The sequence below is a fragment of the Cryobacterium sp. 10I5 genome, from assembly GCF_035019865.1.
GTDB lineage: Bacteria > Actinomycetota > Actinomycetes > Actinomycetales > Microbacteriaceae > Cryobacterium > Cryobacterium breve_A.
Window position 1 is genome coordinate 1 of the sequence record NZ_JASJVI010000078.1, and the last position, 19,334, is coordinate 19,334.

At 69.8% G+C, this 19,334-nt stretch carries 17 protein-coding genes and 1 tRNA gene; 6 read left to right on the forward strand and 12 right to left on the reverse strand.

From position 1 onward, the window contains the following. Positions 1 to 18: 18 nt before the first annotated feature. From QN350_RS15660 to QN350_RS15670, 3 genes are read right to left on the reverse strand one after another with little or no spacing between them, the layout of a single operon-like run. Positions 19 to 1,224, reverse strand: a complete 1,206-nt coding sequence (locus QN350_RS15660) for an acetyl-CoA acetyltransferase (protein ID WP_322137812.1) — start codon at positions 1,222 to 1,224, stop codon at positions 19 to 21. Beyond that, positions 1,221 to 1,937: a CoA transferase subunit B gene (locus tag QN350_RS15665; RefSeq protein ID WP_322137813.1), complete on the reverse strand. Its 717-nt coding sequence runs from the start codon at positions 1,935 to 1,937 to the stop codon at positions 1,221 to 1,223. Before QN350_RS15665 ends, QN350_RS15660 begins: the two co-directional genes overlap by 4 nt. A 47-nt stretch (positions 1,938 to 1,984) precedes the next feature. Further along, positions 1,985 to 2,701 (reverse strand): CoA transferase subunit A, encoded by a 717-nt coding sequence (locus QN350_RS15670; protein ID WP_322137814.1) that lies wholly within the window; start codon positions 2,699 to 2,701, stop codon positions 1,985 to 1,987. 187 nt (positions 2,702 to 2,888) lie between these two features. On the opposite strand from QN350_RS15670, the gene QN350_RS15675 reads away from it, so the two are divergent. Beyond that, on the forward strand, positions 2,889 to 3,692 hold the full coding sequence (locus tag QN350_RS15675; RefSeq protein WP_322137815.1) for an IclR family transcriptional regulator: 804 nt from the start codon (positions 2,889 to 2,891) through the stop codon (positions 3,690 to 3,692). A gap of 153 nt (positions 3,693 to 3,845) precedes the next feature. Here the strand turns inward: QN350_RS15675 and QN350_RS15680 are convergent. From QN350_RS15680 to galU, 4 genes are all read right to left on the reverse strand, one after another. Beyond that, a tRNA-Ala gene (locus QN350_RS15680) sits at positions 3,846 to 3,918 on the reverse strand. A gap of 95 nt (positions 3,919 to 4,013) precedes the next feature. Then, positions 4,014 to 5,123, reverse strand: coding sequence for a hypothetical protein (locus QN350_RS15685; protein ID WP_322137816.1), 1,110 nt, complete (start codon positions 5,121 to 5,123; stop codon positions 4,014 to 4,016). A gap of 144 nt (positions 5,124 to 5,267) precedes the next feature. Then, the gene (locus QN350_RS15690; RefSeq protein ID WP_322137817.1) at positions 5,268 to 5,927 is read right to left on the reverse strand and encodes a GNAT family protein; all 660 of its coding nucleotides are present in this window, start codon (positions 5,925 to 5,927) and stop codon (positions 5,268 to 5,270) included. A gap of 72 nt (positions 5,928 to 5,999) precedes the next feature. Continuing rightward, complete coding sequence (gene galU, locus QN350_RS15695) at positions 6,000 to 6,893, reverse strand: UTP--glucose-1-phosphate uridylyltransferase GalU (protein WP_322137818.1); 894 nt, start codon at positions 6,891 to 6,893, stop codon at positions 6,000 to 6,002. Positions 6,894 to 6,927: 34 nt separating this feature from the next. Here galU and QN350_RS15700 point away from each other — a divergent pair, with 34 nt between their 5' ends. The 3 genes from QN350_RS15700 (at position 6,928) to mscL (ending at position 8,424) form a co-directional block, all read left to right on the forward strand. Beyond that, entirely contained in the window at positions 6,928 to 7,506 is a 579-nt protein-coding gene (locus QN350_RS15700) for a 5-formyltetrahydrofolate cyclo-ligase (protein WP_281535690.1), read from the forward strand. Positions 7,507 to 7,580: 74 nt separating this feature from the next. After that, on the forward strand, positions 7,581 to 7,979 hold the full coding sequence (locus QN350_RS15705) for an FmdB family zinc ribbon protein (RefSeq protein ID WP_322137819.1): 399 nt from the start codon (positions 7,581 to 7,583) through the stop codon (positions 7,977 to 7,979). 10 nt (positions 7,980 to 7,989) lie between these two features. Beyond that, entirely contained in the window at positions 7,990 to 8,424 is a 435-nt protein-coding gene (gene mscL, locus QN350_RS15710) for a large conductance mechanosensitive channel protein MscL (RefSeq protein ID WP_281535692.1), read from the forward strand. A gap of 153 nt (positions 8,425 to 8,577) precedes the next feature. On the opposite strand, the gene QN350_RS15715 is transcribed toward mscL, so the two are convergent. Both QN350_RS15715 and QN350_RS15720 read right to left on the reverse strand, forming a co-directional pair. After that, on the reverse strand, positions 8,578 to 8,859 hold the full coding sequence (locus QN350_RS15715) for a hypothetical protein (protein WP_322137820.1): 282 nt from the start codon (positions 8,857 to 8,859) through the stop codon (positions 8,578 to 8,580). Positions 8,860 to 8,920: 61 nt separating this feature from the next. After that, entirely contained in the window at positions 8,921 to 12,709 is a 3,789-nt protein-coding gene (locus QN350_RS15720; RefSeq protein ID WP_322137821.1) for an AAA family ATPase, read from the reverse strand. A 185-nt stretch (positions 12,710 to 12,894) separates the two neighbouring features. Between QN350_RS15720 and QN350_RS15725 the strand changes: the two genes are divergently transcribed. Next, positions 12,895 to 13,887, forward strand: a complete 993-nt coding sequence (locus tag QN350_RS15725) for an adenosine deaminase (RefSeq protein ID WP_322137822.1) — start codon at positions 12,895 to 12,897, stop codon at positions 13,885 to 13,887. 132 nt (positions 13,888 to 14,019) lie between these two features. On the opposite strand, the gene QN350_RS15730 is transcribed toward QN350_RS15725, so the two are convergent. Beyond that, positions 14,020 to 15,036 (reverse strand): magnesium and cobalt transport protein CorA, encoded by a 1,017-nt coding sequence (locus tag QN350_RS15730; RefSeq protein WP_322137823.1) that lies wholly within the window; start codon positions 15,034 to 15,036, stop codon positions 14,020 to 14,022. A gap of 102 nt (positions 15,037 to 15,138) precedes the next feature. On the opposite strand from QN350_RS15730, the gene QN350_RS15735 reads away from it, so the two are divergent. Further along, a complete protein-coding gene (locus QN350_RS15735) occupies positions 15,139 to 15,828 on the forward strand; it encodes a 4'-phosphopantetheinyl transferase family protein (protein ID WP_322137824.1) in 690 nt (229 codons plus the stop codon). On the opposite strand, the gene QN350_RS15740 is transcribed toward QN350_RS15735, so the two are convergent. After that, entirely contained in the window at positions 15,785 to 17,233 is a 1,449-nt protein-coding gene (locus QN350_RS15740) for a M1 family metallopeptidase (protein ID WP_323516908.1), read from the reverse strand. The genes QN350_RS15735 and QN350_RS15740 overlap by 44 nt on opposite strands. Beyond that, positions 17,206 to 19,334 (reverse strand): Pls/PosA family non-ribosomal peptide synthetase (locus QN350_RS15745; protein ID WP_323516909.1); only part of this gene is annotated, 2,129 nt, incomplete at its 5' end. The genes QN350_RS15740 and QN350_RS15745, both read right to left, overlap by 28 nt.

Sequence of the window (19,334 nt, forward strand, 5' to 3'; positions counted from 1 at the left end):
GGCGTGCGGTCGGGCGGGTCAGACGGCCTCGAGCACGCTCACGTAGTTCGCGACACCGACGCCGCCCATGTTCTGCACGAGCGCACGGCGCGGCGCATCGAGCTGCATGTCGCCTGCGGTGCCGGTGAGCTGCATCGCGGAGACGACGTGCTGCGACACCCCGGTCGCCCCGACCGGGTGGCCCTTGGCTTTGAGGCCGCCGGAGATGTTGACCGGGAGCCGGCCGCCGCGGTATACCCAGCCCTCTTCGACGGCGCGGCGGCCCTCGCCGGGCGGGGTGAGTCCCATCGCCTCGTACATGATCAGCTCGGCGATCGTGAAGCAGTCGTGCACCTCGGCGAAGTCGAGCTCGTCGAGTCCCACGCCCGCCATCCGGAGTGCGCGTTCGAACGAGATCCGGGTGGCCGCGAACGCCGTGGGGTCACGGCGGGCGGCGGGCAGGAAGTCGTTGGCCTGGCCGAAGCCGGTGAGCCGCACGGGATCGGTCGCGGCTCCCGACCGGCGGGAGGCGCCGGCGCTGCCGCCGGTTGTGAGCACGATCGCTGCCGCACCGTCGGAGACCGGGGAGCAGTCGGTGCGGCGGAGCGGCCCGGCCACGATCGGGTTCTTCTCCGAGACGGTGCGGCAGAAGTCCTCGCCGAGGTCCTTGCGCAGCTGGGCGAAGGGGTTGGCGACGCCGTTGCGGTGGTTCTTGGCCGCGATGGAGCCGAGCACATCGCCGACGTCGCCGTAGCGCTCGGCGTACGCCTCGGCCACGACCGCGAAGAGGCCGGCGAACCCGGTCGTCGACGGCTGCCCGGCCATATCGTAGTCGGCGCCGAGTAGGGCCGATCCGACGAGCTCGGACGAGGCATCCGTCATCTTCTCCGCCCCGATCACGAGCACGGTGCGGGCGGTGCCGGCGAGCAGGGACTTGACGCCCTGCTGGAACGCTGCCGAGCCGGAGGCGCAGGCGTTCTCGACCCGGGTGGCTGGCACGTACGCGAGCGCAGGGTCGGTCTGCAGCGCGAGCGAGGACGCGAAGGCGAGCGGGACGAGCCCCGAGTTGAACTGGCCGAGGTAGATCTCGTCGATCTCGCCGGCGTCGACACCGGAGTTCGCGATCGCCTCGGCGGCGACCTGCACGATCAGGGTCTCGAGGGTGTCGTCGCTGAGCTTGCCGAAGCGACTGTGCCCCCAGCCGGCGAGGAGGACGTCGGTGCCGAATTGTTCCTGAAGGCTCACAGTCGCACTGCTTTCTGGTCGGTTGCGGTGTCGTGGGGGACGAAGGATGCCGCGCGCGGGTCGGCGGCGGAGTCGTCCGCCTCCGAAACGGTGAAGTCCGGCTCGGTGCAGGCGCGGAGCTCCTCGACGGTGACCCCGGGGGCGCGGCGGCGCAGCACGAGGCCGGTCTCGGTCACGTCGAAGACGGCGAGGTCGGAGATGATCCGGTTCACGACCCGGACGCCGGTGAGCGGCAGGCTGCACTCGGTCACGATCTTGGCGGCGCCGTCCCGCGCCACGTGTTCGGTCAGCACGACGACCCGCGGGGTGCCCGCGACGAGGTCCATCGCGCCGCCCATTCCCTTGATCATCTTGCCGGGGATCGTCCAGTTGGCGAGGTCCCCGCTGCCGGACACCTGCATCGCGCCGAGGATCGCGACCTTGACGTGACCGCCGCGAATCATCCCGAATGAGGTCGCCGAGTCGAAGATCGATCCGCCGGGCAGGATCGTCACGGTCTGCTTGCCCGCGTTGACCAGGTCGGCGTCTTCGTCGCCCGCCCAGGGGAAGGCGCCCATGCCGAGCAGCCCGTTCTCACTCTGCAGCGTGACCGACACGCCTTCCGGCAGGTTGTTGGCGACGAGCGTCGGGATCCCGATGCCGAGATTGACGTAGTCGCCGTCCTTCAGTTCTCCGGCCGCGATCGCGGCCATCTCGTCTCTGGTCCAAGCCATGGTGTTCTCCCGGGGAGTGTCGAACGGGTGGATGTGCTGGGGGTAGTTCAGGCGGGCACCGCGACCGGGAGCTCGCGCACGGTGCGCTGCTCGATCGGCTTGGTGCGGGCATCCGCCTGGACGAGGCGCTGCACGTAGACGCCCGGCGTCACAACGTCGTGCGGGTCGATCGCACCGCGCGGCACGATCTGCTCGGCCTCTGCGATCGTGACAACGCCGGCGGTCGCGACGAGCGGGTTGAAGTTGCGGGCCGTGTACCGGTAGACGAGATTGCCCTCGGTGTCGGCGCGCCAGGCATGAACGAGGGCGACGTCGGCGACGATGCCGCGCTCCTGCACGTAGCGGATGCCGTCGAACACCTCGTGGGGCTTGCCCTCGGCCACGAGGGTGCCGACCCCGGTCTTTGTGTAGAACGCGGGGATGCCCGCACCCCCGGCCCTGAGCCGTTCGGCGAGGGTGCCCTGGGGGCTGAACTCGACCTCGAGTTCGCCCGCGAGAAGCTGCTCGGCGAACAGCCGGTTCTCGCCGACGTACGACGCGATCACCTTCCGTACCTGCCCGGTTTCGAGCAACCGGCCGAGGCCGATCCCGTCGATGCCCATGTTGTTCGAGACGACGGTGAGATCGCGCACACCGGATGCGCGCACGGCGTCGATCAGGTCGGCGGGAATCCCGCAGAGGCCGAAACCGCCCACCGCGAGCACGATCCCGTCGTGAAGCACGTCACCGAGTGCATCGGCCGCGCTCACCAGAACCTTGGACATGGTCGTCTCCTCATTGAGCAATCATTGGGCATTCTCAGCGTCCACCCTGTGGACACGTTGACTGACGGCCATGCTAACCGGGCAACGAAGAGCCTGTCAATCGCCAGAAACCGATCATATTGTTGCGCATCCACAGCGTGAACACTAGGCTCACAGGCATCCACATTATGGACACGGAGGGGCCCACATGACGAAGGATGCCGCACAAGCTTCGGGCGGCGCCGTGCAGGGCGCCCAGGTCACCGGCCGGATCGCCCTCTTGCTGCGGCTCGTGGGCCGCGCACCGGCCGGGGCCCTCATCTCCGATCTCGTGCGCGACTCCGGGCTGACCCGTCCGACCGTGCACCGGCTGCTGGCCTCCCTCGCGGCCGAAGGGCTGCTCGACCACGATCCCGTGCGGCACACCTGGCACTACGGACCCGAGATCTTCGTGATGGGGGTCGTCGCCGCCGAGCGATACCCGATCGAGGAGCTTGCCCGGCCGAGCCTGCGCCGGCTCGCTGAGGAGACCGGAGAGAGTGCCTTCCTCTCCATCCGCCGTGGCGCGGAGACGGTCTGCCTGCTTCGCGAGGAAGGCAGCTTCCCGATCCGGTCCTTCGTGCTGCACGAAGGCGTGCGGTTCCCGCTCGGCGTCGCCTCGGCCGGGCTCGCGATCCTCGCCTACCTGCCAGAGCCGGAAGTGACGGCGCTGCTCGACGGTTCGCTCGCGGAAACGTGGGGTCCGGCGCACACGGCGGCGGGCATCCGCTCGAACCTCGAACAGACCCGCACGACCGGGTACGCGGTCAATCCGGGACTCATCCTCGAGGGCAGCTGGGGCATGGGAGCTGCGATCTTCGACCGGTCCGGCCGGCCGGCGTGGGCACTGTCACTGACCGGGATCGAGCCCCGGTTCCGGCCGGAGCGGCAGGAGTTCCTCGGCCGGCTGCTCCTCGAGGAGGCGAACCGGATCACCCAGGAACTGCAGAAGCCCGGCCTTCCCGCGCGCTGAGCGACCTGCCCGGATAGCGGCAGGCTTGGAGGTGGAACGTGCGCGGGCCGAGTCCTCGCCGGACTCAGGACGAGTGCAGGCTTCGTCCGGGCTTCGCCCCGGAAACGACAAAAGGACCGGGGCCGATGGGCCACGATCCTTCTGTCTTGCCGGTGGAGCTAAGGAGATTCGAACTCCTGACCTTCTCATTGCGAACGAGACGCGCTACCAACTGCGCCATAGCCCCCAACCGCTTATGAAGAATATCACGCGTTGGGCCCCGTGCTGAGCACACCCGGCACGGGGCGCACTCCCGGCGGACCGCGATAGGTGCGCGGGCGCCTACCCGGCGGCGCGGCGGCGGCGCAGGACGGCGTCGAGGTCGGTCATTCCCGGCTCGGTTTCGCCGACGATGCCCATGGATGCGAAGCGGCTGACCGGCGCGGCGGCCGGGGCCTTGCCCGCGACGGCGACCGACCCTGTCCTCGTGACCGGCCGTGTGCCCATGGTGCCGCCCACGTTTGCACCCACGTTGCTGCCCAGGCTGCTGCCCGCTGCGAAGATCGTCCCGGTGTGCCGGAGCGGCGTGACGGCGACCTGCAGCTGTTCGGCACGACGGGCCACCTCGGCCTCCGCGGCGGCGCGGCGGAGCTGAGCGGCGGCATCCGCTGAGGCCATGGCCGCCTGGGCGACGGTACCGGGGGCGAGGTGCAGGGGGCGTGGGAGCGGACGCGGCGTCCAGGTCTGCACGACCGCGGGAGTCTCCTCGAACTGAACGGGCTCGAAGTCCTGCCCAACGAGCGGCCGGGACCTTTCCGCGGCGAAGGCGGGGCGCGCGGCGACGGCGCGGGCCTTCGCGTGCGCGCTCGTGCGGGCGAGGCGGTTGAGGGTGCCGAAAGCGAGCGAGCCGAAGACCGCGCCCCCGGCGAGGAGCACGGCCGAGCCGCCGGAGACCAGCGTGACGAGGCCGAGGGTGATGGCGACGAAGCCGCCGAGGAGCACGAGGGTCGCCACGGCCCGCAGTCGACGCACGCGCCGGCTCCTGGCCGCTGCGTGCCCGATGACGGTGGACTGGGCGGCGCGGTGAGCGGCGGCCCGCTCCGCGGCGACCCGCGCGACGGCGGCGCGGTCTGCGGCAGCCTCGGCGGCGACCGCACGACGGGCCGAACTCGCGGCGGCCATCACAGCCTTCGCTTCGACGCGGGCGTCCTCCTCGGCTTGCGCGAGCAGCTTCTGTTGCGTGACGACTGTGCGAGCGCTCGCCTCGAGGTGAACCTCCTGTGGAATCTCAGAGGTCTCAGCGAGGATGCGCATGGTCTGCTGCAACCGAACCGCATTGCGTTCGGTCGTGACATACTGGCGCCGTCGGGTCCAGGTCGGCATCAAATAGGCCACCCAGAGCACGGCGGCGACCCCCACCATGACTCCCCCACCCAGGACCTCGCTACTCATGCTCCCTACGGTATGAGTCTGGGGCCGTTCCGGCGCTGATTAGACGGGGGTGTGTCCGCCGAATCGCCGGGGAATCGGCGATTCTTTTTGCGGTACGCCGGTATCCGGCGCTCCCCGGGCGCTCTCCGGTGGTTTCGCGGTGGCTCAGTACTCGGTGACGCCGAGCGGATGTGCCGCCGCGGCCCGGTCCGCCGGGGTCACGGCTGCGGCATCGGCGGGGGCTGCGCCGTCTCGCCAGCGGCGCAGCACGCCCTGGCGCACTTCCTCGGCCACGAGGGCGAAGCAGAAGTGGTCGCGCCAGTCGCCGTTGATGTGGATGTAGCGGCGGCGGAGGCCCTCGTAGCGGAAGCCGAGCTTCTCGACCACTCGGAGGGAGGGGCCGTTCTCCGGCCGGATGCAGATCTCCATCCGGTGCAGCCCGAGCTGCCCGAAGCAGTAGTCCGTCGCGAGGGCGACGGCGATCGGGGTGATCGAACGACCGGCGAATTCCTCGGCGACCCAGTAGCCGATCGTCGCGCTCGACAGCGAGCCCCAGCTGATCGAGGAGACGTTGAGCTGCCCGGCCAGCTGGCCCTGGAATTCGATCACGAACGGGAGGCCGTTCCCGGTGCGCGAGTGCGAGAGAAGACTGCGGATGCTCGCGCGGGTGTCGAAGGACATCGGAGCGTACGGGCTTGTCGCCTCCCAGGCGCGCAACCAGCCGCGGTTCTCCATCAGGGAGCGTTCGAGGTTTTTGTCATCGCGCAGCCGGATGGGACGCAACGTCACATCACCGTCAAAGAGCGTCGGAATCGCGATCGCCACAACCTGCCTGTCTACTCGGATTCAACTGGTGTTCCCCCACTTTAGTCACCCGGATCAGTCCTGTGATCCGGATCAGTCGAGGGTGGCGGCGAATCCCTTGAGCCACGGACGCAGGCCGGGACCGAGGTCTTCGCGGTCGACGGCGAGCTGCACGATGGCCTTGATGTAGTCGAGCCGGTCGCCGGTGTCGTAGCGGCGGCCGCGGAAGATGACGCCGTAGACGCCGCCCGTGCTCTCGGGGTTCACGGCCATCTCCTGCAGGGCGTCCGTCAGCTGGATCTCGTTGCCCTTGCCCGGTTTCGTGTGCTCGAGCACGCCGAAGACCGAGGGGCGCAGCACGTACCGGCCGATGATGGCCAGGTTCGACGGGGCATCCGCTTCGGCGGGCTTCTCGACGAGGCCGGTGATGCGCACGACATCGGGGTCGTCGGTGGCCTCGATCGCGGCACAGCCGTAGAGGTGGATCTGCGAGGGGTCGACCTCCATGAGGGCGATGACGCTCGTGTTGCGCTCGACCTGCTCGGTGAGCATCTTCTCGAGCAGCGGATCGCGGGCGTCGATGATGTCATCGCCGAGGAGCACGGCGAAGGGCTCATTGCCCACGTGCATCTTCGCACGCAGCACGGCGTGGCCGAGGCCGAGCGGGTCGCCCTGGCGCACGTAGTGGATGTCGGCGAGATCTGTGGCGAACTGAACCTTGGCGAGACGGTCCGTGTCACCCTTCTCGATCAGGACGTCCTCGAGCTCGGTCATCCGGTCGAAGTGGTTCTCCAGGGCATTCTTGTTGCGCCCGGTGATCATCAGGACATCGTTCAGGCCGGCCGCGACGGCCTCTTCAACGACGTACTGGATCGCCGGTTTGTCGACGACGGGAAGCATCTCCTTCGGCATCGCTTTCGTGGCCGGGAGGAAGCGAGTTCCCAGACCAGCGGCGGGAATGACGGCTTTCGTGATGCGTGTACCCATGATCCCTACGTTATCGGCATCTAGGATGACTTATATGGACTCCGAGACCGTTCACCGAAAGCGGGCGCTCCGCGCCGAACTGCGTGAGCGCCGGCAGAACCTGACGTCGGTCGAGACGGATGCCGCGACCGCGGGCTTCACCGCGAACCTGCAGAGCATCGTGGTCGACCTCAGCGCTCGCTCCATTTCCTGTTACCTGTCCGCCAGGAACGAACCGAATACCCGCCCGTTCGTGAACTGGGCAGAGGCCCAGGGTATCCGGGTGCTCTTCCCGGTCTCCCGGGACGACGGCCTGCTCGACTGGACCGTCGGAGAGGACCAGACCGAGTTCCCCGGCGTCTCCGGAATGCCCGAACCCGCGGGCAGCCTGCTCGGGCCGATCGCCATCAACGACGTCGACCTGATCATCGTTCCCGCTGCCGCCGTCGACGCGACCGGGCTGCGGATGGGCTGGGGTCGTGGCTACTACGACAAGACGCTCGGCTCGATGGAGAAATGTCCTCCGGTCTACGCCGTCATCTTCGACAACGAATACGTCGACTCCGTGCCGCGTGAAGTGCACGACCAGCCCGTCGACGGTCTGGTCACGCCCACGCGCATCATCACCTTCTAACTCATCCACCCTCAATTCCACCTATTTCAATCGGGGATCCCGGCGCGCGCCGGGCTCCCACAGCCGGAGTTTCAGTGCCTACCTATTCCTACCGTTGCACCGAGTGCGACACCGCGTTCGACATCCAGCAAGCCTTCACCGACGACACGCTGACCGTCTGCCCGACCTGCGGCGGCAAGCTGCGCAAGGTGTTCTCCTCGATCGGCGTGAGCTTCACCGGTTCGGGTTTCTACCAGAACGACTCCCGCTCGGACGCGAAGGCGGCCCTGCAGGCGCACCCGAAGAAGCACGCCAAGTCGCACGCGGACACCGCGTCGCACGGCGAGAAGGGCTCGCACTCCGACAAGGGTTCCGACAAGCCCAAGAAGGCCGAGAAGTCGGAGAAGAAGTCGGCCGGGGCAGCCGCCGGCTCGTCGTCGTCGTCGTCCAGCACCCCGTCAACCACGAGCGCGGCATCGCCCGCAAAATCTTAGGAGGATCCCCATGATCCAGGGCTTCAAGGAATTCATCATGCGCGGCAACGTGATCGACCTCGCGGTCGCCGTTGTCATTGGCGCGGCGTTCACGGCCGTGGTCAACGCCATCGTCACCGGGATCTTCAACCCGCTGATCGCGGCGATCTTCAACGCGGAGGACATCTCCAAATCGATGAACGTTGCGTTGCCCGGCGGAGGCAGCCTGTCCTTCGGGCTCGTGCTCGCGGCGATCATCAACTTCCTGCTCATCGCGGCCGTCGTGTATTTCGTGTTCGTGATGCCGATCAACAAGCTCAAGGAGGCGCAGGAGCGCCGCCGTGCCGCAGGCCTGCCACCGAAGGACGCGACCGTCCCCGCGACCGAGCTCGACCTGCTCACCCAGATCCGCGACCTCCTCGCCGCGGACGCCGCCAAGCCCGGCACCGGCCAGTCCCCCAGGTAACTCTCCAGCGGTCTCCCCCGAACCAATTCGACGGAGTTTTTGCCCGGAAAGCGCTTAGATCGCGCTCTCACGCGCCGCAAACCCCAAAAACTCCGTCGAATTCGTTAGGGCGCGGGGCTGGCAGGTGCGGCGACGACGGATGCCGGACACGGGCTACCAGTGCGGCGGGCGGTCCTGACGCAGCTGGGCCTCGTTCGCGCTCCGTGACGGCTCGGTTCCGTCGACGTGCGGGGCGACGCCGCCCTCCTCCCGGAGTACCGGAGGGTGCGGGTTCGGGTCGGTGTCCGGTGCCGGCGTCAGGCGCGCACGGCGGGCTCCGCCGCGGGCTTTGACGACCGACTGGCGCGGGGCCACCCCGGGATCCGCCGGGTCGAGTCCGTGCGACCGATCGGCGGCACTCTCCGGGGTCTCGAGCCACTCGTCGGTGTCTTTCACGACAGGTCCTTCATGTCTTGCCCGAACAGCACTCCAGTCACGCGGGCGTGGGCGCCGTCCGTCACGCGCTCGGGTACTGCGCCGCCGGCGGGGTGGGGCTCGTGATGCCGACGAGGCCGGCGACGCGGGTGGCGACGGCGTCCGGGTTGCTGAAGAGCTCGAAGGAGTGCACGCGCAGGTAGTGCCAGCCGAGCCGCCGCAGCACCTCTGGCCGGAGCCTCAGGGACTCGCGCAGGCTCGCCCGGTCGACGACGGCATCCGTTTCGACGACGACGGCGCGGCCGGCGTGCGAGCCGGCCAGGGCGAGCTTGCCGCGGTGGCCGAGGGTCACGGTGACGCCGAGGCGTTCGAGGCGCTGGGCGAGGTCGACGAGCATCGGCTCGGTGGCATCGGGCACCTGGGCCTCGTTGTGCCGGGCCTCGGTCTCGGTGAGCACCTGGGCGAGGGCGAGGATGCCGTGACGCTGGCGGTCCTCGTCGATGTCGGCGGGGCGGAAGCAGGAGACGATGTCCATGGCGCGGCGGGCCCGGGTCATGCCGATGGCGAGCAGGCGGTCTCCGCCGGGTTCGCCGAGGGAGCCGAAGTTGGTCAGCAGGCGTCCGTGAGGGGTGCGACCGTAGCCGATCGAGAAGATCACCCGGTCGCGGCTCTGCGCGACGGCCTGCTCGAGGGTGAGCACGGTGAACGGTTCGGCCCGGTCCTTGAGGATGAAGTCGGCCAGGTCGGTGCGCTTGGAGAACGCGGACAGCACGGCCTGGTGCACCCGCACGGCGTGGCGGGCGCTCGCGGTGATCACCATGAGCGATTCGCGCGGGCGCTTGACGGCGTGGTCCAGCACGAGATCGACGACCTTGGTGACCTCGGCGTCGACGCTCTCGACGGCTCCGCTGTCGGCGTCGGGCATGCCGTGGCCGCCCGCGACGTAGTTCAGGGTGAGGCTGCCGTGCCCGAGGTAGCTGCCGGCCCACGGGAGCGAGTCGATGCGGCCGCCGTAGAAACGGTGGTTGACGAGTTCGGTGAGGTCCTCGCCGCCGGCCCGGTAGCTGCGGGTCAGGGTGAGGGTGGGCAGCAGTTCGCCGAGGCGGGCGAGGGCGGAGTCCGCATGCAGGGCGTCGACGTTGGTTTCGCGCTCTGCGCGGTCTGCGAGGCTGACGCGGCTGACGCGCGCGTTCGCGTTCGTGCCGCCGCCGGCATCCGTGATGCCGGTCTCGAACGGGGACGGCGTCTGGGTGACGGGGTCGCCGAAGGCCACGATCTGCTTGCCCCGGCGGATGGCGCCGACGTTCTCGGCGAGGGTCGTCGCGCCGGCGTCGACGAGGAGCACGGCGTCGAAGTGCTGGTCGTCGAGTTTGGAGACCTCGTACGGCGAGGCGAGCCAGACGGGAGCGAGAACGCGGCCGAGGTGCGGGGCCGCCTTGTTCAGGCGGGACGGGGTCGCCCGGTCGGCGCGCAGCAGGCGGCGGAGGCGGTCGGCCTCCTCCGGCCAGTCGACGATGCCGATCTTCCAGGTCTCGGCGAGAAGCCAGCCGAGGCGCTGCCCGGTCGTGGACGCGTGCGCCTCGTCGACGAGGCGGAAGTCGGCCTCGAGTCGGTCGAGCACCTGAGTGTTCGCGTTGAGGAGCGCCTTGTCTGCGCCGAGCATGGTCTCGAGCACGGATTGCCACCAGGCGAGCTCGAGCTCGTTGGCGACGTTCTCCTCGGAGACGTGCCGCTTCGCGAGGTCGGTCATGAGCGGGTCGAGGTTGTGCTCGCGCAGCGTCGCGAGCAGGGCGGTGCGCTCGTGCAGGTTGGCGAGCACCTCGCTCTCGGCGGCGAGGCCGGAGATCGTGTAGATGAGCTCCTTCACGGGCCGCATTGCGAGCTGCCGGTTCGTGCCGGTGTTGCGCAGTGGGATGTCGAGGGCCGCGAGGTCCTCGGAGACGCGCTGGAAGGCGACGTGTACGTCGGAGATCCCGACCGGGACCTCCGGCATGACGCCGGCGACGACGTAGCGCTGCCAGAGGGTGCGCTGCTGCTGGATTCGACGGAGGCTGTCGTTCAGGTCGGTGACGTGCACGCCCGGCCGCAGGTACTCCTCGGCGAGGCGACGCAGGCGCCGGCGGCTCGTGCCGGTCATGTCCGGCGAGTCGCGGCGGGCCGAGGTCGCCGAAATGAGCTCGGTGAGCGAGCGGTCGAACACGGCCGGCTGGAACTTGTCGAGGGTGTCGCGGATGTCGAGCAGCAGCCGCAGGTACACGCCGAGCTCGGCGATGGTCTCGAAGGGCCGCAGCCTGGTCTGGCCGACGAGGCCGGCGGCGCGCTCGAGCAGTCGGGGCAGTTCGACCTGGTTGACGCGCTTGGCGAGCTGGTGGGCGGCGGATGCCTCGGCCGGCACCGCGAAGGACGCCCCGTACCAGGGCGAGTCGCCCGGCCCGTAGCGGAACTGGCCGAGTGCGGCCGCCTTGATCAGCGTCTGCGCGGCGGTCGCCCGGTTCTGGGCGAGGCGTTCGAGGGCGTGCCGGTCGAGCCTGGCGGTCGTCGAGGGCGGGGAGGACAGCTGGGCGAGCCTCGCGAGTTCCCCGAGGGCGTCGAGCACGGAGACGCCGAGGGCCGGGTCGCGCCGGGTGAGGGCGCCCCGGTAGTCGAGCAGCACCTTGCGAAGGCGCACGAGGGCGTCGTCGACGTCGCCGACCATCGGCTGGACGGCCTTCTCGTTGCGGGTGATCGAGGCGATCAGGTCACGGCGCAGCAGCCGCGGGGTGACGGCGACGCCCGGGAGGCCGACCTGGGTGAGGCGCTGGTTGATGCCGTCGAGGCTCGAGCGGCGGGCGCTCACGACGAGTACCCGCTTGTGCTGGGAGATCAGGGAGCCGATCGCGTTGACGATCGTCTGGGTGCCGCCGGTGCCGGGGAGGGTCTTGACGACGAGGGAGTTGCCTGCCGCGATCTGCGCGACGACGTTCTCCTGTTCCGGGTCGGCGTCGAGCAGCAGCACGTCGGTCGCGGGCGGCCGGGAGTCCTGGCCGATCGGAACAACGGGGTTGTACGCGCCCTCGATGGCCTGGCGGGCGCTGGGGTTCCCCGCGATCGCGTCGAGCAGCGGATGCTCGAGGTGCGCGGCATCCGCTTTCATGGCCCGGCCGACGTCGGCGAAGGAGGAGGCGACGAGACGCGGGGTGACGTTGAACCAGGGCAGGTGCGAGGTGAGGCCGCGGAGCCGGTCGATGACGGGCTGCGGTTTGAAGGCGCCGTTGGTCACGGCGAGCGCGACGAAGGCGTCGGCGTCGAGGGTGATCTGGAACTGCTCGTGCAGGGCACGACCGAGTTCTGGGTTCAGGAACGGCTGGCCCTTGAGCTTGAGCTCGAAGTCGCGGCCGTACCGGCGGATCGCGAGCGGGCGGAGCAGCACCGGGCCGAGGAAGTCGACGTCGCCGAAGCGCCATTCGGCGAGGCCGATGCCCAGGTGCACCGATTCGATGCCGCGCATGGAGCGCAGCTCGATGCCCTTCTGGGTGATCTCGCCGGCCGCGAGGCGGGCGTTGCGCAGCGCGAGTTCGTCGCGGATGAGGTTGGAGAGCAGGGTGGACTTGCCGGTGATGAACTGCGGGAGTCCGCCGGGGTGGGCCTGGCTCAGTTCGATGCGGGTGCGCGGCTCGTCGGCGAAGTGCAGCAACGGCGAGCGCCCGCCGATCTCGGCAAGTTCGGTGCGCCAGCGGTTCCAGACCGGCTCGGCGATGTTTCCCGCGACGACCGAGGGGTCCCCGAGGCTCACGGTCTGCGGGGAGACCGCATTCCGCGGTTCACCCGACGGAGCATCCTGGTTCGTCGACAGGATGTCGTCGTCATCTTGTTTTCTATCGAGTCGCCACACACCGACACCCTAAGTCTTGAAAACACCGTTCGGCGGCAGGCTCCCCGGGTTTCGCGGGGATTCGCGGGAAAAGCCGCGGATTCGTCGGGTTTGCGGTCCGGTGCTCGGGCCGGTGTATTGACCGCTCTGCTGGCTGCTCGGACCAGTGGTGATTCGAGGCCGACCGGGCTTGCGAGAATGGGGCAATGAAACTCCCCCTGGTCGAACTCCACCTGCACATCGAGGGCACCCTCGAACCAGAGCTCATCTTCGAGCTGGCCGAACGCAATGCCGTCGTTTTGCCGTGGGCGACCCTGGCGGAGCTGCGGGCACAATACGAGTTCACCGATCTGCAATCCTTCCTCAATCTGTACTACCACAACCTCGACGTCCTGCGCCAAGCCGCCGATTTCACGGACCTGACCCGGGCCTACCTGGCCAGGGCCGCTGACGCGGGGGTGCGGCACGCCGAGATCTTCTTCGACCCGCAGGCGCACACGAGCCGCGGCATCCCGTTGCTGACCGCGCTCGGTGGGGTGGCGGATGCCCTCGGCACCTCGGTCGACTCCTTCGGCATCTCGACGAAACTGATCGTGACGTTCCTGCGCGACCGGCCGGCGGAGGAAGCGCTGCAGATCCTCCACGACATTCTCGCGAGCGGCTACACGATCGACGGTGTCGGGCTCGACTCCGCGGAGGTCGGCTACCCGCCGGAATTGTTCGAGGAGGTCTTCGCCCTCGCCGCGGCGAACGGGCTGCGCCGGGTCGCACACGCCGGCGAGGAGGGCCCGCCCGAATACGTCTGGAGCGCGCTCGACCGGCTCGGGGTCGAGCGCATCGACCACGGCATCCGCAGCCTCGAGGATCCCGCGCTCGTCGAACGGCTCGTGCGCGACCGGGTGCCGCTCACGGTCTGCCCGTTTTCGAACGTGCGGCTGCGTGCGATCGACACGCTCGCCGACCACCCCATCGTGCGGATGCTCGACCTCGGCCTGCTCGCGACGGTCAACTCCGACGACCCCGCCTATTTCGGCGGCTACATCGACGACAACCTGGCGGCACTCGACGCCGAGTTCGACCTCGGCCCTGACCGGCTCGCCGTCCTCGCCCGGAACGGGATCGAGGCGTCATTCCTCGACCCTGCCGAGAAGGCAGCCCTCGAGGCCGACGTCGACGCCTGGCGCGCCGCCCAGCCCTAGCTTGGGAGCGCAATTCCTCCGAGTGTCGTCGTTTCCGCCGAATATCGCCCGTGCACGGGCGATATTCGGCGAGAACGACGACACTCGACAGTCTGCGGCCGGCGGGAGCGGCGGGAGCGGCGGGAGCGGCGGCTAGAGCCAGTTGTTCTTCTTGAAGACGCGCCAGAGCACGAAGCCGCCCACGACCATCAGGCCAAGCGCCAAGGGGTAGCCGTACTCCCAGTGCAGCTCCGGCATGTTGACGAAGTTCATGCCGTACACGGTTCCGACGAGGGTCGGCGCGAACAGGATCGCCGCCCAGCTCGAGATCTTCTTGACCTCTTCGCTCTGCGCGAGGCTCGTCTCGGAGAGCCGCCTGGTCTCGTCGTTCTGCCGCTGGGTGACGAGAGTCGAATGCACGATGAGCGCGTTGTCGAGGATCTGCCGGAAGGCCGAGCCGCGCTCGTTGATCCGGAGCACGTGGTCGAGTACGTCGTCGAGGTGGTGGTGCAGCTCGGCCTCCACGTTGTACTTCGCGAAGCCGCGCTTGAGCGCCTCGAGCATCCCGATCAGCGGCTGGGTCGCCCGCTGGAACTCGATCACCTCGCGCGACAGGTCGTAGATGCGCCGGGCGACCTCGGGGTCGCCGTCGAAGATCTCGTCCTCGATCTCGTCGATGTCGTTCTCGAGTCCGGCGATCACGGGCGCGTATTCGTCGACGAGTTGGTCGAAGATCGCGTAGAGCACCGCCTCGGGGCCGAGGGCCAGGAGCCTCGGCGTCGACTCCATCCGCGCGCGAACCTTCGCGAGGTCGGGGGATTCGGCATGGCGGATGGTCACGACGAAGTCGGGTCCGACGAAGACGTGCAGCTCGCCGAACTCGACCCGCTCCTCGGCGTCGATATACCGGGCCGGCCGGAGCACCACGAAGAGGATGTCGTCGAACCGCTCGAGCTTGGAACGTTGATGGCCCTTAAGCGCGTCCTCGACCGACAGGTGGTGCAGCTTGAACTCCGCCGCGATCGAACGCACCTCGGTCTCTTCTGGCCGATACATGCCGATCCAGGCGAAGCCGCCGCACTCGGTCAGCGTCGAATAGGTCTCGTCCAGGGAATCTGGCGTCGCGAGGCGTCGCCCGTCGACGTAGACCGCGTTGTCAATCAGTGTCATGGCGTGCTCCTCGCGTGCAGCTACCAGTGTCGCACTCCTCGGTGTCGTGCCAGCGGCCGGTCCCGTGGGTTTCGGAACAGGGGGCGCGGCTAGGTTGGATGCGTGATCGATCAGGGTGCTGGAGAGGTGGTCGTCCTCGTCGCGCCCCGCGGGCAGACGGATGCCGCCGACCGGGCACTCCTGGCGGCGACGGCCGCGCGGGCGCTCGGCCGCGATCCCGCGAGCGTGCGAGTCGCCCGGCGCTGCCCGCACTGCGGGAGCACCGAGCACGGTGTGCCCTCCCTCGAGACAGCGGCACCCGGGTCCGCGCCGCAAGCGGCCGTGCACCTCAGTCTCAGCCGTGCGGCCGGCCACGTCGCCGTCGCGGTGAGCTTCGCGGGGCCGGTCGGCGTCGACATCGAGAGTGTGGCATCCGTCGCCCGCTCCCCCGTGGCCGATGTCGCCCTGTCACCTCGCGAGCGGGCGGCGGATGCCGCGGACCTCGCCGGGATCTGGTGCGCGAAGGAGGCGATCCTGAAGTCCACCGGCGACGGCCTGCGTGTCGACCCGCGCGACCTCACCCTCGCACCGCGCCGGGTACCGGGTTTCGGCCCGGCACTCGAGTCCTGGCCGGGCGCCGACGTCCCCCTGGCCGGCATCCTCCTCGCAAGCTTCGACCCCGGCCCCGGCCTCAACCTCGTCGGCCGCGTCGCCGTGGTGACCCGCCCCGGCACCCAGCCGGCTCTCCGGCTGCTGGAGACCCCCGGCATCAGAGTTTGGGGAGGGCGGTCCGGTAGATCCAGCGGTCGATGATGCGGCGGATCTCTCCGCTTCCGGTGTGGATCGAGACGAACTCGACAAAGGCATCGGTCGAGACGAGGCCGTGCCGGTTGGCGCGGGTCCAGGCGCGCAGTGTGTCGAAGAACACCTCGTCGCCGAGGGAGCGCCGCACGGCGTGCAGGGCGAGCGCACCGCGCTTGTAGACCCGGTCGTCGAACATGTTGTGCGGGCCGGGATCGCCGACGAGGAGATCCTGCGGCTGTGCCTCGAGGCGGCCGCGGTGGTACACCGCGCTCTGCTCGGCGGTGCGTCCGCCGGCGTGTTCGCCCCAGATCCACTCCGCGTAGCAGGCGAAGCCCTCCTGCAGCCAGATGTCGCGCCAGGCGGCGGCGGTGAGGCTGTTGCCGAACCACTGGTGCGCGAGCTCGTGGGCGATCAGGCGGTCGCTGCCGTGGTTGCCGTCGACGTGGTTGCGGCCGAACACGGCGAGGCCGTGCGCCTCGAGCGGGATCTCGAGCACGTCATCCGTCACGACGACCGAGTACCCGGGGAACGGGTACGGGCCGAAGGTCGTGCTGAACACCGAGACCATCTCGCCGAGCCTGGCGAAGTCGACGCCGACGTTGTGCGCGAGGTTGGTCGGGAAGTGCAGCGTGATCGGCACCGGGGCCGGGCCGCCCGCCGTAACGGGCTGCTGCGCGCTCGAACGGTACCGGCCGATCATCACCGAGGCGAGGTAGGTCGCCATCGGCTCGACGACCTCGAAGGTCCACCTGGTGTGGCCGGAGCGGGTCGACTTCGCGGTGAGCGTGCCGTTCGAGACCACGGTGTACGGCGCCTCGCAGCTCACCGCGATCCGGTAGGTCGCCTTGTTGCTCGGGTGGTCGTTGCAGGGGAACCAGGAGGCGGCCCCGCAGGGCTGCCCCGCGACGAGCACGCCGTCGAGCAGTTCCTCCCAGCCGACCTCTCCCCAGATGCTGCGCAGCGGATGCGGCGCCCCGCGATACCGCACGGCGATCTCGAACCGTTCCCCGGCTTCCATCGTCGTCAGCGGGGTCACCACGAGCTTGCGGCCGGTGTGCACGGACTTGCGCGGCCGGGCGCCGTTGACCGTGACCCGGTCGACGCTCAGCCCGTCGAAGTCGAGGCTGAACCGATCCAGGCGCATCGTCGCGACGAGCGTGATCGTCGCGGTCGCGCGCAGCTGGTTGGTCGCGACCCGGTAGTCCAGGTCGAGGTCGTAGTGCAGCGCCCGGTAGCCGCCGTTGCCCGCACCGATCAGGTAGGGATCGCCGGCCGTGCCTGACCCGATCGTCGTCGGCAGGTTGAGGGCGACCTTGCCGGGCGAGCCGGCGGAGCCCTTGCCTGCGGAGCCCTTTTCGGCGCCCGTCTTCCCGCCGGTCTGCGGGCTCACGGTGTCCACGGCAGTCTGCGCCACGGCGAGATCGGGTTCCCAGACCAGACCGACCCGGCCGGCACCCGTTCGCCGCGCATGACGAGCGAGGCGGGGCCGACGGTCGCGCCGGCGTCGACGGATGCGGCGGGCAGGATCACGCTGTGCGGTCCGAGGGTGGCTCCCTCGGCGAGCGCGACCCGGTCGAGCTGCATGATCCGGTCGTGGAACAGGTGCGTCTGCACGACACAGCCCCGGTTCACGGTGACCCCGTCGCCGAGCGAGACGAGGTCCGCTTCCGGCAGCCAGTACGTCTCGCACCAGACGCCGCGGCCCACCCGGGCTCCGATCGTGCGCAGCCATACCGAGAGGGCGGGGGTGCCTGCGGCCTTCGCCGCGAACCAGGGCCGGGCGACCATCTCGACGAAGGTGTCCGAGACCTCGTTGCGCCAGATGAACGACGACCAGAGCGGATGCTCGCTCACGCTGATCCGCCCGACGAGCACCCATTTGGCGAGGCTCGTCACGGCGGCGGCGGCGGCACCGGCCGCGAGGAGCACGAACCCGCCAAGAAGGATCGTCCAGCCGAGACCGACGCCGAGCCAGAGCGCGTCGAGGGCGGCGAGGACGCCGAGGGCGACCAGACCGGTCACGATCACGGGCACGATCCGGAGCACCTCCCAGAGTGCCCTCGCCGTGCGGAGCCGGGCGGGTGGCCGGAACGTGCGCGCTTCGTCTACATCCGTCACGAGCCGCCGGAGCCGCTCCGGCGGGTTGCCGAGCCACGAGGACCCGCGCTTGGCCTTGCGCGGCGTGGACGAGAGCACGGCGACGAGTCCGTTGCGCGGCACCGTGCGGCCGGCGCCGGCCATGCCGCTGTTGCCGAGGAAGGCGCGGCGGCCGACCTTGGCCGGGCCGATGTGCATCCAGCCGCCGCCGAGTTCGTAACAGGCGACCATGGTGTCGTCGGCGAGGAACGCAGCGGGCGCGATCGTGGTGAGCGCGGGGATGAGCAGCACGGTCGACGCCTCGACGCCCGCGCCGACCTTCGCGCCGAGCAGGCGCAGCCACACCGGGGTGAGCAGGCTCGCGTAGACGGGGAAGAGCAGCGTGCGCGCGCCGTCGAGGATGCGCTCCGTCATCCAGACCTGCCAGCCGAACCGGCTGCGCACCGGGTAGTAGCCCTCGCGGAGCCCGACGCCGAGCGCCCGTACGGCGAGCACGACGAGCAGCGCATAGACGAGCCCGGCGACCACGACGGCGAGCGGCATCATCAGCGCCGCCCGGCCGAGCGCGAGGCCCAGGGTGCCGGCGTCTCCGATCGCGGCGCCGATGAGGAGCGCGGCGAGGACCACGGCGACGGCGGGCATCGCGGTCATGCCGAGCGCGCCGAGGGCGTAGGCGGTCAGCCAGCGGCGGCCGCGCGGCGGGTGTTCGGCCGGCCAGGCGCCCCTGGCGGCGCCGACCCGGGTGGCTGGCGAGCCGGCCCAGCGTTCGCCCTCCGGCACGGGGCCGGACACGGCGGCGCCGGGTTCGATCACGGCGCCCTCTCCGATCACCGCTCCGCCGAGGAGGGTGCTGCGTGCGCCGATCGTGGCGCCGGCGCCGATCTTCACCCGGCCGATGCGGAGTACGTCGCCGTCGATCCAGTAGCCGGACAGGTCGCTCTCGGGTTCGATGGCGGCGCGTTCGCCGATGGACAGCATCCCGGTCACCGGCGGGAGCGCGTGCAGGTCGACGCCCGGCTCGATGCGGGCGCCGAGGGCCCTGGCGTAGTAGCTGATCCAGGGCGCTCCGGCGAGGCTCACGGCGTCGACGAGCAGGGACACCTGCTCGGCGAGCCAGAGCCGCAGGTGCACGGACCCCGCTCGCGGGTAAGCGCCCGGTTTGAGCCCGCGGAGGAGGAGCCGGGAGGCGAGTACGGAGAGCGCCATCTTGCCCGGCGGAGTGACGAAGACGAGGAAGCCGGCGAGGATCCACCACCAGGACAGCGTCGGCGCGAACGTTGCGCCGCCCGCGGCGAGCAGGTTGTTCGCCGTAGCGAGGTAGACGAGCCAGCGGGCGCCGACGAGCGCGTGCAGCGGGATGCCGAGCAGGGTCTGCAGGAGCTGGCTGCGGAACGGGACCGGAAGCACGGTGCGCGCCG

Bases quoted from the DNA above. Each gene is read 5' to 3' on its own strand.
- QN350_RS15665 (WP_322137813.1), bottom strand. From the start codon at position 1,937: ATGGCTTGGACCAGAGACGAGATGGCCGCGATCGCGGCCGGAGAACTG.
- QN350_RS15670 (WP_322137814.1), bottom strand. From the start codon at position 2,701: ATGTCCAAGGTTCTGGTGAGCGCGGCCGATGCACTCGGTGACGTGCTT.
- QN350_RS15675 (WP_322137815.1), top strand. From the start codon at position 2,889: ATGACGAAGGATGCCGCACAAGCTTCGGGCGGCGCCGTGCAGGGCGCC.
- QN350_RS15685 (WP_322137816.1), bottom strand. From the start codon at position 5,123: ATGAGTAGCGAGGTCCTGGGTGGGGGAGTCATGGTGGGGGTCGCCGCC.
- galU (WP_322137818.1), bottom strand. From the start codon at position 6,893: ATGGGTACACGCATCACGAAAGCCGTCATTCCCGCCGCTGGTCTGGGA.
- QN350_RS15700 (WP_281535690.1), top strand. From the start codon at position 6,928: ATGGACTCCGAGACCGTTCACCGAAAGCGGGCGCTCCGCGCCGAACTG.
- mscL (WP_281535692.1), top strand. From the start codon at position 7,990: ATGATCCAGGGCTTCAAGGAATTCATCATGCGCGGCAACGTGATCGAC.
- QN350_RS15725 (WP_322137822.1), top strand. From the start codon at position 12,895: ATGAAACTCCCCCTGGTCGAACTCCACCTGCACATCGAGGGCACCCTC.
- QN350_RS15730 (WP_322137823.1), bottom strand. From the start codon at position 15,036: ATGACACTGATTGACAACGCGGTCTACGTCGACGGGCGACGCCTCGCG.